The organism is Arcobacter arenosus (genome assembly GCF_005771535.1).
Classification (GTDB): Bacteria; Campylobacterota; Campylobacteria; order Campylobacterales; family Arcobacteraceae; genus Halarcobacter; species Halarcobacter arenosus.
In genome coordinates, this window is sequence record NZ_VANU01000002.1 from 312,915 (window position 1) to 326,312 (window position 13,398).

The window sequence follows — 13,398 nt, forward strand, 5'->3', positions numbered from 1 at the left end:
ACTATGGATCCACAAATTTTAGCAATTATGATGGTTGTATCTTTATTTACTCTTATTTTATTAGGTGTCCCTGTTGCTTTTGCTATTGCAGGTGCTGGGCTTTTATTTGGAGTTATTGGAGTAGATTTAAATCTGTTTAATCTTCTTCCTTCAAGAATTTTTGGAGTACTTACAAACTATACCCTTTTAGCAATTCCTCTTTTTGTTTTTATGGGAATACTTTTAGAAAAATCCCGTTTAGCTGAAAAAATGTTAGATGTGTTAGGACTTTTATCTGGTAAAAAACCTGGTGGAATGGCTATAGCTATTATTGTTGTAGGTATTCTTATGGGTGCCTCAACAGGTATAGTTGGAGCAACAGTTGTAACCCTTACAATGATTGCATTACCAACTTTATTAAAAAGAAATTATTCCCATAGTGTTTCTTGTGGGACAATTTGTGCATCTGGAACATTAGGGCAGATTTTACCACCAAGTTTGGTATTGATTTTACTTGCGGATATTAGTGGGGAAGCTATTGGCCCTTTATTTGCTGCTGCACTTATGCCGGGATTACTTTTAGCTACTTGTTATATTATTTATATAATTCTTTTAAGTAAATTTGCTCCTCACCATGTACCTCCAATTGATGAAGAGGAGAGAAATACTTATTCGAAAAAAGAATTATGGATAGAGTTTTTTAAATCAGTTGCTCCACCATTTTTACTTATTTTTGCAGTACTTGGCTCTATTATTGGAGGACTTGCAGCTCCTACTGAAGCTGCTTCAATGGGAGCTATTGGTGCTTTGATAATTGTATTTTTAAGTAAAAGGCTAAGTTTAGAAATTTTAAAAGAAACTTTATATGAAACTATGAAAGTGACTGGTATGATTATGTTTGTCCTTATCGCCTCTCAAGTTTTCGGATTAAGTTTTAGAGGATTAGATGGAGATTATTTAGTTGAAGATCTTTTTGATGCGATACCAGGTGGAATGTGGGGTGCAATTTTATTTATGATGTTGGTTTTATTTATTTTAGGATTTTTCTTAGAATGGATTGAAATATCATATATTGTATTGCCATTAGTTTTACCTGTATTTCATGCTTTGGATGTAAATATGATTTGGTTAGGGATTTTAATTGCACTAAATCTTCAATCATCATTTTTAACACCACCCTTTGGTTGGTCACTCTTTTTCTTAAAAGGTGTAGCACCAAAAGAGATCAAAACAATGGAAATATATAAGGGAGTTATTCCATTTATTGCAATTCAAATTATAGTGATTGCACTTGTAATGATTTTCCCAGAAATAGCCCTTTGGCTACCAAAAGCAATAGGATGGATGTAATATGAATAAAAATTTACCAAAAACTCAAACTTCAAAAAATGGTATGGTGATTTCACCCCATTTTGCAGCTTCAGATGCTGGACTAGAGATTTTAAAGCAAGGTGGAAATGCCCTAGAATCAACAATTGCAGTTGCCTCTTCTTTAGCGATTCATTACCCACATATGACAGGGATTGGTGGAGATGCTTTTTGGTTAGTTTATGACCCACAAGAGGGAGTTAGTTTTATTGAAGCTTCTGGATACTCTGGTTTTGATGTGAATATGAGCCAATATGAGGGCTTAAAAACAATTCCTTTTAGGGGAAGATTAGCTGCAAATACAGCTGCTGGTGCAGTTTCTGCTTGGGATTTAGCTTTTAAAAAAAGTAAAAATGAATGGTCTGGAACAATGCCAGAATCAAAACTTGTAGAAGAAGCAGTAAATTCTGCAAAAAATGGAATAGTTGTAACAAAATCTTTGAGTGATACTTTAGAAGAGAAAAAAGAAGAATTATTTGTAGATGAATATTTTGCAGAAGTTTATTATCCAAATGGAAATATTCCTAAAGAGGGTGAAAAACTTGTTCAAGAAAAACTTGGAAATACTTTAGAAAAACTTGGAACAAATGGTTTTGATGATTTTTACAGAGGTAGTTTAGCAAAAGATATTTCAGATGATTTCGAAAGTAGAGATGGTTTAATTTCACAAAAAGATTTAAGTGAACACCATGCTTCTTGGAATAAACCTTTGGAAATGAAAATAAGCAAAGGGAAACTTTTTAATGCTTCTGCTCCAACACAAGGTGTTGCATCACTTATGATTTTAGGACTTTTTGATAGATGGTGTGAAAAACTCCCCCAAAAAGATTCGGCAAATCATGTACATCTATTAGTTGAAGCAACAAAAATCGCTTTTAAACACAGAGATAAAATGGATACTAGTTCAAGCCCTGAAGAGTTACAAAAATGGTTAGAGCCAGAATATTTAGATAAATTAAGTTTAGAACTTGATTTAGAAAAAGCACTTCCTTGGGGAGAAAATGCAGCACCTGGGGATACAACTTGGTTTGGTGTTTCAGATAGTAAAGGTAGAATTGTAAGTGCAATACAAAGTATTTACCATGAGTTTGGGAGTGGGTTAACTCTTCCAAATACTGGAATAGTTTGGCAAAACAGAGGTTGTAGTTTCGCTTTAGATTCAACTCATATTCAAGCTTTAGAGCCACATAAAAAACCATTTCATACTTTAAATCCTGCAATTGCATTATTTGATGATGGAAGAGTTATGGCTTATGGAACTATGGGTGGTGATGGTCAACCTCAAACACAAGCCGCTGTTTTTTCTAGGTATGCATATTATGATGAAGACTTGTCAGCTTGTATAAATAATCCAAGATGGTTACTTGGAAGAACTTGGGGAAATTCATCACAAAGTTTAAAATTAGAGTCAAGGTTTGATGAAGAGTTAATTAATGAGTTAAAACAAAAAGGTCATGATGTAGAGATATTAAAAGATTTAGATTCTGCAGTTGGACATGCAGGGGCTTTAGTTTATCATCCTTCTAAAACAATAGAAGGGGCATTTGACCCAAGAAGTGATGGAAAAGCTTCAAGCTTTTAAGGATATATATTTATGAATGAATTATTAATTTTAATCCCTATTTTACTTGCAAGTGGAGTAGTTGCTGGTTTATTAGCAGGATTATTAGGTGTTGGTGGTGGAATTGTAATTGTTCCAATGTTGTATCATATTTTTATATATATGAATATTGATATCTCTATTGCCATGCCTTTAGCTATTGGAACATCTTTATCAACTATTGTTGTAACTTCTATCATATCTGCACGTTCTCACCATAAAAAAGGTGGAATTGATTGGGATTTAGCAAAAAGATGGATTCCTTTTGTGATACTTGGAGTTTTAATTGGAGCCTTTTCATCTAAATTTATAGATGGAACAAATTTAAAATTTATGTTTGGTATTTTGCTTTTAGTTGTATCTTTACATATGATTGTTAGTAGTTTCAAAAGTTTAGTTATTGCATCATCTTTACCTGGTAACTTTGGACAATCAATTTTTGCAGTACTTCTTGGTGGCTTTGCTTCATTATTAGGAATTGGCGGGGGAACTTTAATGGTTCCATTATTATCACTTTTTTCTTTTCCAATTCATAGGGCTGTTAGTACAGCTTCTTTATTTGGACTTATTATTAGTATCCCTGCAACAATTGGGTATATAATTGTTGGTTGGAATGTTGAAAATCTTCCTTTCGCTTCAACAGGTTATGTAAACTGGTTAGCTTTTGCAGTTTTAGTTCCTATGACTATGTTTTTTGCTCCTTATGGGGTTAAGTTAGCATATAAATTAAATGTAAAACAGCTAAAACTAGCATTTTCTATATTTTTATTGTGTGTTGGATTAAAGATGGTTTTAGTATAAAACCATCTTTATCTCTTTTCTTTATCACTAGATTTTTTAATTATAAACATAGTATCTTATTATCTTCTAATAAATAAGAGATAAAAATGAAAAAATTGATTTTGCTATTTACCTTAGCTTTTTTTACAATCTCGGCAAATGCAGTAAGTTTTTCTTGGCTTGAAGGAAAATTTAAAAATGGTGGAACGATTGATTCTGTGATGAATTTTACAAAAAAACAAAATAAAACCTTAGGATAAAATCTATGAATATTGTAGTGATTGGTGCAGGTGGAATAGGTGCATTTTATGGAATGATTCTAGACAAAGTAGGGTGTAATTTAACCTTTGTTGCTAGAAATGAAACCCTTGAGTTTTTGAAAAATAATAAAATGAAAGTAACTTATCAAAATGAAGTTATGGAAAAGAAAATTGATACTTATTCAATTGATGAATTAATAAATAAATTTAAACCAGAAGATATTGATGCAGTTTTTATAGCAACAAAAGCAATGAGTACAGAGCAAATCTCAAAAAAACTTAGCTCTTGGACAGAAAATAGTTCTAATATTCCTTATTATATCTCTTTACAAAATGGCGTTGAAAATGAAGATATAATGGAAAAATATTACAAAAAAGAGTATGTAATAGGTGGATTAACTAGACTTATTGTATCCCATACAATCTCTTTAGGTCATGTTCATTGTGAGGGTGAAGTTCAAACTTTACTTGGAGCTTTAAACCATACAAATGAAAATAAAAAATTTCTAGATGAGTTAAAATTGATTCTTGATAAAACAGGAACAACAACTTTTGTTTGTGAGGATATTAGATTAGAGCTTTGGAATAAACTTATAATTAATAATGGGGTTAATGCAATTTGTGCTTTAGTTCAAGAAGAATCAGGACCATTAATAAGAGATGAAAAAACATCAAAGTTAATCTATGGACTTATGAGTGAAGCAGCAAAAGCTTCAAATGCTGTTGGGGTAAATCTTACACAAGATGATGCAAAAAAGATGTTTGAACTTATGACAAACTTCCAATCAGTAAAACCATCTATGTGGGTTGATACTGAAAATAATAGAGATTTAGAACTTGATGAAATTTGTGGGGTTGTTATTAGAAATTGCGAAAAACAAGGGCTTGATGCACCATATACAAGAACTATTTCTACTCTTCTAGAGTTTGTATATAATAAAAAAAGAGCTAAAATAAAGGCATAAAAAAAGGCTCCTTTGGGAGCCTTTCCTGATTTTTCGGAGAAATGATTTTTATTCGCTTTTTTCTATTTGAGATAGGAGTTCGCGGTTCCCTCTCAACCAATATGTATATTATAAAGGATGAGAATTAATCATTTAGTAATGTTTAATTAATAAAAGGTTAACAAAAACCTTTTATTTGAAATTTTGTTCTAAATCTTTCCATGTTAAGTGTTTTTCAATTTTCATTTGATAAATATGTTTTGGAGCTGGAAATTTAAGTTCAATTGGTAAGCAAGCCCATTCCTGTACACTCATATCATTAAAATGATCAACTAATTGATGTTCTTCTTCATTTGAAATCTTAACCATTTTTATAGATTCTACTCTTTTCATTTTAAACTCCTTAGTTTATTTTTATATGAAATTGTATTAGTTTAAAATGATATTAAAGTGATGTTTTGGACATATGCTCAAAACTTTAGTGAAAATTTATGATTTTTAGAGATTTTTAGGCAAAAAAAAAGGTTCCCTTTGGAACCTTCAAATTTTGGAGAGTTTTTTAATTCGCACTTAAAACTTATTTGAGATAGGAGTTCGCGGTTCCCTCTCAACCCATAAGAAAATTATAATAGATGAGAATTAATCATTAAGTAATAAATTGTTAATAAAAAGTTAACAATTAAACTTACTAGTAAAAAAAGAGCAAATTTTTTATTTACATATATATAATATGTAGAAAAAGGAAAATAATGCAAACAAATTTATATGATAAACCATTAATAGTATGTTCAACTTCTCCTATGACAGGTTTTTTTAGAGATGGGACATGTAGAGTATCTTTTGATGACCAAGGAAGTCATAGTGTTTGTGCTATTATGACCGATGAGTTTTTAGAATTTTCAAAATCTAGAGGAAATGATTTATCAACACCTATGCCAAATTATGGTTTCAAAGGATTAAAAGCAGCAGATAAATGGTGTTTATGTGCTTTAAGATGGAAAGAAGCTTATGAAGCAGGGTGTGCACCAAAGATTGATGGCCACGCTACTTCAAATCAAGCAATAAAATTTATTCCTAAAGATATTCTTTTAAAGTTTAGTGTAAATTAAACACTTAGGTTTAATTTTCTAAATACTGTATAATCTCTTTATTTGCTCTATTTGATAGGAAATATTGGTATAACATTTTATCCACATCAAAAAGTAACTTACTTGTGTTTTGGATTTGTGTTGCAACAGTATTTGAATCAACAGCAAGTTGAACATATAACTCTTTATCTTCACTAATCCAAGTATTAACCACCTTTGAATAAGTTAGCGATTTTAATGAAATATGTTCAGCAAACTTTTTTATATCTTTATCAAACACTTTTGGATTATCAAGTTTTTCAGTATAAGCTTTATATAATCTACCAGTTTTGGAATATATTCTTTTTAGAAGATTATTACTTGCCCCAATAAGAGCTTTTTGTTTATAAAAATCTAGGTTTTCTTCTTTTATCTCTTTTACAAAACCAATTGCTGTGATATTGTTTTTTATTTTATTATCAATTAGCCATGCAGGTGCATTTGAGGGTATCTCAATCTCTTCTATTTCTACCTTTTTTTTAGAATCAGAAAAGGGATTAAGTGAGCTTACCGAAAAACATCCGGTAAGCAAAAATGTTGAGACAAGAATAAAAAGTATATTTTTTTTCATAAGTTTATACTTACCTAGCAATCTGAAAATTTAGAGATAATCTCTTTTGAAACTTCAAGTGCTTTTTGACTTGAGTCTTTATCAAAAGTTAAAGCAACAGCCATTCTTCTTCCAACATGAGATTGTGGTTTCCCAAATACTCTTACAAAACTATTTTTTGTAAAAGCACCATCTTCAATCTCTACTATTGGATTAAAAGTGTCATCTTTCGCTTTATATGCAGCACTTGCTCCACATCCATAATCGATGTAATCTAAAGGCAATCCTAAAACTGCTCTTACATGTAGTGCAAATTCACTTTGAGATTGAGTAATCATAGTAACCATACCTGTATCATGAGGTCTTGGACTTACTTCACTAAAGAATACTTCATCCCCTTGAACAAACATCTCAACACCGAAAATACCTCTACCACCTAAACCGTCAGTTACTGTTTTTGCGATTCTTTGAGCGTTTTCTTTTGCTTTCTCACTCATTTGCATTGGTTGCCATGAAAAGATATAGTCACCATCTTGTTGAATATGACCAATTGGTTCACAAAATACTGTTTGTTTTTCATTTCTAACTGTAAGCATTGTAATCTCATAATCAAATTTGATAAAGGCTTCAACTATTAATTCACTAGCATCACCTCTAGCTTCTTTAGCAATTTCCCAAGAAGATTCTAAATCAGCTTCACTTTTTGCAACACTTTGACCATGTCCTGAACTACTCATTACAGGTTTGATTACACAAGGAAATCCCATATTTGAAGCTGCTTTTTTAAGCTCTTCAAAACTACTTACAAATTCATATGGCCCAGTTTTTACTTTTAATTCTTCTGCTGCAAACTGTCTGATGTTTTTTCTATTCATTGTTTTATTAACAGCATCAGCATTAGGGATTACATGAAAACCTTCATTTTCTGCATCAAATAAAGCTTGAATATTAATAGCTTCAACCTCAGGTAAAATATACGTAGGTTTTTCCCTTCTAATTACATCTAATACTTCATTTTTATTTTTCATATTTATAGTATATGCTTTATTTGCAACTAATTGTGCAGGAGCATTATTGTAACTATCAACAGCAATTGTTTCAATACCTAATCTTTGTGCTTCAATCACAACCTCTTTTCCAAGTTCTCCACTTCCAAGAAGCATGATTTTTATGGAATCAGATTTAATAGGTGCAGTAAATTTCATTGTTTTCCTTTAGTGTAAATTTAACATTCTTTCGTTTCTTATCATAATAAAAAATTCTTTGTCATAATGTGCTAGATTGTTTTTTCTAATAATTGATTGTAGAATTTTAACATAGTCGTGACCAATTCCAGAGTATTTTGTCATGGTTTTTGCTAGCTTCATCCCATCAATAAACTCTTTTTTTAATCTCATTGCTCTTCTTTTTGCTCTAAATTCATAATAAGCCCCCGTTCTGTTTAGGTTTTTCATATATGCAGCAATAGAGTCGTGTAAAGTGGGGAAAACTCTAATAAAATGTTTTTTCCCTGTTTGTCTTCTTAATGGTACCATTCCAATTTTTGGATTATATGTCCAGTGTCCAAAGATATTATTTGCTTTTTTAAAAAATCTACTTGTTCCCCAACCACTTTCTGTTGCAGCTTGTGCTAAGGCAAGTGATGGGGGGACAATATCAATTCTTCTTAAAAATTCAGTGTAATCATAAATTTCTAAAACTTTATATTTTATTTGAAGTTCTTGAAGCTTTTTATATTCAAAAGAGTCTTCCGATAAATCTTTTTTTCCCATTAAAGATTTAATAAACTCCCTTTCTTTTAAAATTTTTCTATTTTCTAATTCTATTTGACCTACAAAGTATTCAAAGAAATATTTTTTCTTTTCAGATAATGGAAGCTTATAGTAATTTTCAGGGAATCCTGTAGCTTTCAGTGAAACCAAAAGCAAACTAAAAACAAAACTTATTTTTAAAATCACCTTCATTAAATAGTAGCCGTAAATACTTTTTTAACAGCACCTTTGAAATATACTTTGCCGTTTATTTTAGAAATAGTTAATTCTTCGCCACTTTTTGGGTAAACAAAAGTTTTTTCTTCTACAAGGCCTAAATCAAGGGCCCTTAAAAAACATGCAACCATACCAGTTCCACATGCTAAAGTTTCCCCTTCAACACCCCTTTCATAAGTTCTAACTTTAATTATTTTACCACTTGGTGTATTTTCAACTTTTGCAAAGTTTACATTTGCATTGTGTTCATATCTCATTTTTGCACATAAATCGTGGTCATAATTATTTAAATCATCTGTTAGTGCAACTAAATGTGGAACTCCTGTATCAATTAAAAACCAAGTAAAACCTTCTTGTTCAAAAGGCTCTTTTATGATTTTTGGTTCAGTCATTTGTGTTTCAACAATATTACCATCAACTTTTGACTCAATTAGTCCAGCTTCTGTTAAAAATTTCATATGTGCAGGTGCAAGGTTGTTGTTGTATGCATAGTGAGCAACAGCTCTTGTTGCATTACCGCACATTGCAGCATCACTTCCATCACTATTTCGAAATTGCCATTTGAAATCTGCACCATCACAAGGTAAAACAGCAACAAATCCATCTGCTCCAATACCCTCTGTTCTATTACAAAGTTTTATTGCATCTTCTGTAAAATCTTTTTCAACAAAAGAGTGAAAAATCACAAAATCATTTCCACTGGCACTATATTTTGTATATGTCATAAAATCTCCCCTATAACTCTTTCAACTTCTTTTTGAAGGTTTTTAAGATTTGATGAGTTATCAATAATTAAATCTGCTAATTGTTTTTTTTCTTCAATATCCATTTGGTTTGAAATCTTTAGCTTTGCTTCTTCTTCTTTTATATTGTCTCTATCCATAAGCCTTTTTATTTGTAACTCTTTTGGTGTGTAAACTACTAATGATTTTGGGATTGGATAGTGCATTTTTTCAAAAAATAAAGGTATATCAATAAAGTAAGGTTTTCCCTGTTCTTCAAATACCCTTGATTCTTTGTAAATCTCATCTTTGATTAAAGGATGAAGTAAAGCTTCAAGTTTTAGTTTGTTCTCTTCATTTGAAAATATTATTTTACCTAACTCTTTTCTTATAACTTTTCCATTTTCAACATACTCTTCACCAAACATAGTGGCAATTTTTCCACTATTTTCATCAAGGAGTCTATGTGCAATTTTATCTGCATCAATTGTTAAAAAACCATGAAGTTTAAAAAGGTTACAAACTGTACTTTTACCTGTTGCAATTCCACCTGTTAAGGCTATTGCGTGTTTAAAAAAATCATTATTCATAGCATAGATTTTACTATAATAATGATTTATTTAAGGTTTAAAAAGAAAATTATCTTTTTGCGATACCAGTTAATGCTTTGTGTTGAGCAGCTGGGAATACAAATGAAGCGTGTTGAATTTCAGTTGAATAATATTCTAAATCAACTAATAAATCAGATCTTTGTAATACAATATCAGCTGTTGGGTGATACTTTTTAGAAGCTAAAATTGATGTCTCATGACCAAATTTAAATGGCATAGCAATCCAAAATTTTGAACCAACTAATTCTAAATCTTTTTTTAATTTTTCTTCATCTTTTGAAAAGCTTGCACTTGAGAATGTAATTAATCCATCATCACAAAGTACTCTTTCAATATTTGCTAAAATCATTTCATCAAGTTGTACATCTGTGAAGATAATTACATCAATATCTTTTTCATTTTTAGAAGTCAAAATAGAAAGGTCACCAAATTCAAAATTTGCTGTATGCTTTGAAGCTTCTTTTTCTAGGTCTTTACTATTTGAACCAATAACTAATACTTTATTTGCTTCTTTATGTGTACACAATGGCGTATGTACCATCATTTCATTATATGCTTGAGAGTCTCTCATTTATAAAGGTCCTTGTATTTTATTAAATTTTCGATATAATACCACAAAATTTTTAAATAACAATAAGGAAAAAAATGTCAACAGTTAGTTACAAAGATGCTGGTGTAGATATTGATGCTGGTAATCAGTTTGTAGAAAATATTAAACCACACGTAAAATCAACTTTAATTCCAGGAGTTTTAGGTGGAATTGGTTCTTTTGCAGGTGCTTTTGAGTTACCAACTGGATACAAAAACCCAGTATTACTTTCAGGAACTGACGGGGTTGGAACAAAGTTAAAATTAGCAATTGATTCTAAAAAATATGATACTGTTGGTATCGATTTAGTTGCTATGTGTACAAACGATTTATTATGTAATTTTGGTGAACCACTATTTTTCCTAGATTATTATGCAACTGCAAAACTTGAAGTTGATGAAGCAACAGATGTTGTAAAAGGAATCGCTGAGGGTTGTATTCAATCTGAATGTGCATTAGTTGGTGGTGAAACTGCTGAGATGCCAGGTATGTACAAAGAGGGTGATTTTGATTTAGCTGGTTTTTGTGTTGGAATTGCAGAAAAAGATGAGTTAAATAGAATTGAAAGAGTTAATGCAGGTGATGTATTAATTGCACTTCCATCTTCAGGTATCCACTCAAATGGTTTTTCATTAGTTAGAAAATTACTTTTAGAAAAACTAGGAATGTCTTTAGATGATGATTTCCAAGGTAAACCATTAAAAGATGTTTTATTAGAACCAACTAGAATTTATGTAAAAGAGTTTAAAGCTAATAAAGAAAATATCAATGCTTTAGCGCATATTACAGGTGGTGGGATTACAGAAAACTTACCAAGAGTTTTACCTGATAATTTAAAAGCTGTTATAAATAGAGATGCTGTAAGAGTGCTTCCAATCTTTGAATTTATGGGACAACATGTTGAATTAGAAGAGATGTATAGAACTTTTAATATGGGTGTTGGAATGATTTTAGTTGTAAGCCCAGATAAAGTTGATACAGTATTATCAAATACTGATGGTTATGTTATCGGAACACTTGAAGACGGAAAAAAAGGTGTAGAGTATATCTAGTAAATTAGATTTATATATCTTTAAAAGGTAAGTTCAATATGAACTTACCTTTTTTTATGTCTAATTATTTGAATAAAAATCTAAAATATCAACCACTTTAGAAGCATATCCCCATTCATTATCATACCAAACTAGAAGTTTTATCATTTTTTCATTTTTTACATCTGTATATCTATGGTCTATTATTGTAGTTTTTTGCTCTTTTTTAAAATCACTTGACACAAGTGGGTCAAAATTATTTAGAACAATATTAAATTTCTGATTTTTTTCATACTCTTTAAAAATCTCTATTAGCCCCTCTTTTGTACAACTTTTTTCGACAAAAAGTGTAACATTTATTGCTCCAACTGTATCTGTAGGAACTCTAAGTGAGTTTGAAGAGATTAGTTCATGATTAAATTTTGAATCAACAAAGGAACATGCTTTTATTGTTGTTGTTTTATTTGGAATTATATTTTGTGTTGAAGAACGTCCAAACTCAAAATTGTATTCAACATCCCTTGTGGAACTACCAACAAAATGACCATCTAAAACCCTTTGGTGGTTTAATAAAGGGTGAATAGTAACAATATCGCCACAGATAATCTTTTTCTCTTTATCAATAATCTTTAAAGCTGGCAATAAAGCAGTGGCATTACATGAACTTGTAGAGATTACTTTATATTTTTGTTTATCTAAGTCGTTTTCATTTGCACCAAGAATTAGATTTATATCTGCTTGAATATTTGGATGAGTTAAAAATATAGCTTTTACAGGTAAACTTCTAAGTTTTTCTATATTTGTTTTTACTCCACTTGAATCTACGATAATATCAATATCACTCAAATCTAAATCAAACAAACTAGAATGGTTTGTGATTTTTATCTTTGTTTGTGAATTTTGGATATAACTTTCTTCAACAACTTTAAATTTATCTTCTAAACTTCCATATGTTGAGTCATAATTTATTGAATAAACTATGTTTTCTATATATGGATTTATTTCATTTATTATAACAATCTCATATTCTTTTTTTTGAAGAAGTTGGATTAAAATAGACTTACCAATTCTTCCAATGCCATTTATAAGTACTTTTTCTTTCATAAGCGTATTGTATCATAGATTATATATATTATTTATAACTATTTAATAATCTATATTAAATTAATTTGTTTTAATAATAAGTCTATAAAAAGCTTTATTAATAGTATTTTGATAATCTTGAGTAATTTAATATATAATTATTACTTAAAGAATATTGAACTTTTTTATTAAACTAAAAATTGTAATTTTTAGTTTAATACCTTGATGATATGATTGATTAAATTAAAAATAGGAGATAGCATGAAATTTTTTAATTTAAAATTTTTATTAAGTACACTGTTGGTATTAGGTACATTTGGATTTGCAAATGCCCAAACAGTTAAACAAAAAGTTGTTTATCATATCAACTATGATAATCCAAAACAACAAGAAGGTGCATTAAGAAATATTCAAAATCATATTAATGCAGTAGGAAAAGAGAATCTTGACATAAAAGTTGTTTTACATGGAAATGGTCTAAGTTTACTTCTTGACCCAGAATCATTAGCAAAAACAAAATTAAAGTTTGGAAATGCAAATGAGCAAATGCAAGCAAAAATCTCTGGTTTAAAAGACCAAGGTATTAAATTTAATGTTTGTGCAAATACTTTAAAAGGTAAAAACATTAACTTTGAAGATGACCTTTATGATGTTACTGAAGGGGATATAGTTACAAGTGGAGTTGCCGAACTTGCTGTATTACAATCTCAAGGTTATGCATATATTAAACCTTGATTTATAAGCTTTAGCTCTTTTTATAGTGTAA

Annotated in this window: 16 protein-coding genes; 8 read left to right on the forward strand and 8 right to left on the reverse strand. The window is 30.0% G+C overall.

The genetic code is table 11. The features are described 5' to 3' along the window. Positions 1–3 precede the first annotated feature (3 nt). The 5 genes from FDK22_RS06055 to FDK22_RS06070 all read left to right on the forward strand — a co-directional run bounded on the left by FDK22_RS06055 (position 4) and on the right by FDK22_RS06070 (position 4,952). Positions 4–1,329: a TRAP transporter large permease gene (locus FDK22_RS06055; RefSeq protein ID WP_138152013.1), complete on the forward strand. Its 1,326-nt coding sequence runs from the start codon at positions 4–6 to the stop codon at positions 1,327–1,329. A gap of 1 nt (position 1,330) precedes the next feature. Next, positions 1,331–2,929 (forward strand): gamma-glutamyltransferase family protein, encoded by a 1,599-nt coding sequence (locus FDK22_RS06060; RefSeq protein ID WP_138152014.1) that lies wholly within the window; start codon positions 1,331–1,333, stop codon positions 2,927–2,929. Between the two features lie 12 nt (positions 2,930–2,941). After that, positions 2,942–3,748, forward strand: coding sequence for a sulfite exporter TauE/SafE family protein (locus FDK22_RS06065; RefSeq protein WP_138152015.1), 807 nt, complete (start codon positions 2,942–2,944; stop codon positions 3,746–3,748). 86 nt (positions 3,749–3,834) lie between these two features. After that, positions 3,835–3,987: a hypothetical protein gene (locus FDK22_RS15710; protein ID WP_171012929.1), complete on the forward strand. Its 153-nt coding sequence runs from the start codon at positions 3,835–3,837 to the stop codon at positions 3,985–3,987. Positions 3,988–3,992: 5 nt separating this feature from the next. Beyond that, positions 3,993–4,952 (forward strand): ketopantoate reductase family protein, encoded by a 960-nt coding sequence (locus FDK22_RS06070; protein ID WP_138152016.1) that lies wholly within the window; start codon positions 3,993–3,995, stop codon positions 4,950–4,952. Between the two features lie 171 nt (positions 4,953–5,123). On the opposite strand, the gene FDK22_RS06075 is transcribed toward FDK22_RS06070, so the two are convergent. Continuing rightward, the gene (locus FDK22_RS06075; RefSeq protein ID WP_138152017.1) at positions 5,124–5,324 is read right to left on the reverse strand and encodes a hypothetical protein; all 201 of its coding nucleotides are present in this window, start codon (positions 5,322–5,324) and stop codon (positions 5,124–5,126) included. Positions 5,325–5,680: 356 nt separating this feature from the next. Between FDK22_RS06075 and FDK22_RS06080 the strand changes: the two genes are divergently transcribed. Beyond that, complete coding sequence (locus FDK22_RS06080) at positions 5,681–6,040, forward strand: DUF2237 family protein (protein ID WP_138152018.1); 360 nt, start codon at positions 5,681–5,683, stop codon at positions 6,038–6,040. A gap of 10 nt (positions 6,041–6,050) precedes the next feature. On the opposite strand, the gene FDK22_RS06085 is transcribed toward FDK22_RS06080, so the two are convergent. From FDK22_RS06085 to FDK22_RS06110, 6 genes are read right to left on the reverse strand one after another with little or no spacing between them, the layout of a single operon-like run. Beyond that, on the reverse strand, positions 6,051–6,629 hold the full coding sequence (locus FDK22_RS06085; RefSeq protein ID WP_138152019.1) for a hypothetical protein: 579 nt from the start codon (positions 6,627–6,629) through the stop codon (positions 6,051–6,053). Between the two features lie 14 nt (positions 6,630–6,643). Continuing rightward, complete coding sequence (gene purT / locus FDK22_RS06090; protein WP_138152020.1) at positions 6,644–7,813, reverse strand: formate-dependent phosphoribosylglycinamide formyltransferase; 1,170 nt, start codon at positions 7,811–7,813, stop codon at positions 6,644–6,646. A gap of 9 nt (positions 7,814–7,822) precedes the next feature. Next, on the reverse strand, positions 7,823–8,572 hold the full coding sequence (locus tag FDK22_RS06095; RefSeq protein WP_138152021.1) for a glucosaminidase domain-containing protein: 750 nt from the start codon (positions 8,570–8,572) through the stop codon (positions 7,823–7,825). Next, positions 8,572–9,321, reverse strand: coding sequence for a diaminopimelate epimerase (gene dapF, locus FDK22_RS06100; protein WP_138152022.1), 750 nt, complete (start codon positions 9,319–9,321; stop codon positions 8,572–8,574). The genes FDK22_RS06095 and dapF overlap by 1 nt, the downstream gene beginning before the upstream one ends. Further along, the gene (gene coaE, locus FDK22_RS06105; RefSeq protein WP_138152023.1) at positions 9,318–9,908 is read right to left on the reverse strand and encodes a dephospho-CoA kinase; all 591 of its coding nucleotides are present in this window, start codon (positions 9,906–9,908) and stop codon (positions 9,318–9,320) included. Before coaE ends, dapF begins: the two co-directional genes overlap by 4 nt. Positions 9,909–9,957: 49 nt before the next feature. Further along, the gene (locus tag FDK22_RS06110) at positions 9,958–10,500 is read right to left on the reverse strand and encodes a spermine/spermidine synthase domain-containing protein (RefSeq protein ID WP_138152024.1); all 543 of its coding nucleotides are present in this window, start codon (positions 10,498–10,500) and stop codon (positions 9,958–9,960) included. 74 nt (positions 10,501–10,574) lie between these two features. On the opposite strand from FDK22_RS06110, the gene purM reads away from it, so the two are divergent. Then, positions 10,575–11,570 carry a phosphoribosylformylglycinamidine cyclo-ligase gene (gene purM, locus FDK22_RS06115; protein ID WP_138152025.1) on the forward strand — a complete coding sequence of 332 codons (996 nt, stop codon included), beginning with the start codon at positions 10,575–10,577 and terminating at the stop codon, positions 11,568–11,570. Between the two features lie 60 nt (positions 11,571–11,630). Here the strand turns inward: purM and FDK22_RS06120 are convergent, their stop codons facing one another. Beyond that, positions 11,631–12,653, reverse strand: a complete 1,023-nt coding sequence (locus FDK22_RS06120; RefSeq protein WP_138152026.1) for a glyceraldehyde 3-phosphate dehydrogenase NAD-binding domain-containing protein — start codon at positions 12,651–12,653, stop codon at positions 11,631–11,633. A 240-nt stretch (positions 12,654–12,893) separates the two neighbouring features. On the opposite strand from FDK22_RS06120, the gene FDK22_RS06125 reads away from it, so the two are divergent. Continuing rightward, positions 12,894–13,367 carry a DsrE family protein gene (locus FDK22_RS06125; protein WP_138152027.1) on the forward strand — a complete coding sequence of 158 codons (474 nt, stop codon included), beginning with the start codon at positions 12,894–12,896 and terminating at the stop codon, positions 13,365–13,367. The last annotated feature ends 31 nt before the right edge of the window (positions 13,368–13,398 follow it).

Excerpts from the sequence above, each read along its gene's own strand:
- FDK22_RS06120 (WP_138152026.1), bottom strand. The coding sequence starts at position 12,653 with ATGAAAGAAAAAGTACTTATAAATGGCATTGGAAGAATTGGTAAGTCT.
- FDK22_RS06065 (WP_138152015.1), top strand. The coding sequence starts at position 2,942 with ATGAATGAATTATTAATTTTAATCCCTATTTTACTTGCAAGTGGAGTA.
- FDK22_RS06095 (WP_138152021.1), bottom strand. The coding sequence starts at position 8,572 with ATGAAGGTGATTTTAAAAATAAGTTTTGTTTTTAGTTTGCTTTTGGTT.
- FDK22_RS06125 (WP_138152027.1), top strand. The coding sequence starts at position 12,894 with ATGAAATTTTTTAATTTAAAATTTTTATTAAGTACACTGTTGGTATTA.
- dapF (WP_138152022.1), bottom strand. The coding sequence starts at position 9,321 with ATGACATATACAAAATATAGTGCCAGTGGAAATGATTTTGTGATTTTT.
- FDK22_RS06055 (WP_138152013.1), top strand. The coding sequence starts at position 4 with ATGGATCCACAAATTTTAGCAATTATGATGGTTGTATCTTTATTTACT.
- FDK22_RS06110 (WP_138152024.1), bottom strand. The coding sequence starts at position 10,500 with ATGAGAGACTCTCAAGCATATAATGAAATGATGGTACATACGCCATTG.
- FDK22_RS06075 (WP_138152017.1), bottom strand. The coding sequence starts at position 5,324 with ATGAAAAGAGTAGAATCTATAAAAATGGTTAAGATTTCAAATGAAGAA.
- FDK22_RS06080 (WP_138152018.1), top strand. The coding sequence starts at position 5,681 with ATGCAAACAAATTTATATGATAAACCATTAATAGTATGTTCAACTTCT.
- FDK22_RS06070 (WP_138152016.1), top strand. The coding sequence starts at position 3,993 with ATGAATATTGTAGTGATTGGTGCAGGTGGAATAGGTGCATTTTATGGA.
- FDK22_RS06060 (WP_138152014.1), top strand. The coding sequence starts at position 1,331 with ATGAATAAAAATTTACCAAAAACTCAAACTTCAAAAAATGGTATGGTG.
- coaE (WP_138152023.1), bottom strand. The coding sequence starts at position 9,908 with ATGAATAATGATTTTTTTAAACACGCAATAGCCTTAACAGGTGGAATT.
- purM (WP_138152025.1), top strand. The coding sequence starts at position 10,575 with ATGTCAACAGTTAGTTACAAAGATGCTGGTGTAGATATTGATGCTGGT.
- FDK22_RS15710 (WP_171012929.1), top strand. The coding sequence starts at position 3,835 with ATGAAAAAATTGATTTTGCTATTTACCTTAGCTTTTTTTACAATCTCG.
- purT (WP_138152020.1), bottom strand. The coding sequence starts at position 7,813 with ATGAAATTTACTGCACCTATTAAATCTGATTCCATAAAAATCATGCTT.
- FDK22_RS06085 (WP_138152019.1), bottom strand. The coding sequence starts at position 6,629 with ATGAAAAAAAATATACTTTTTATTCTTGTCTCAACATTTTTGCTTACC.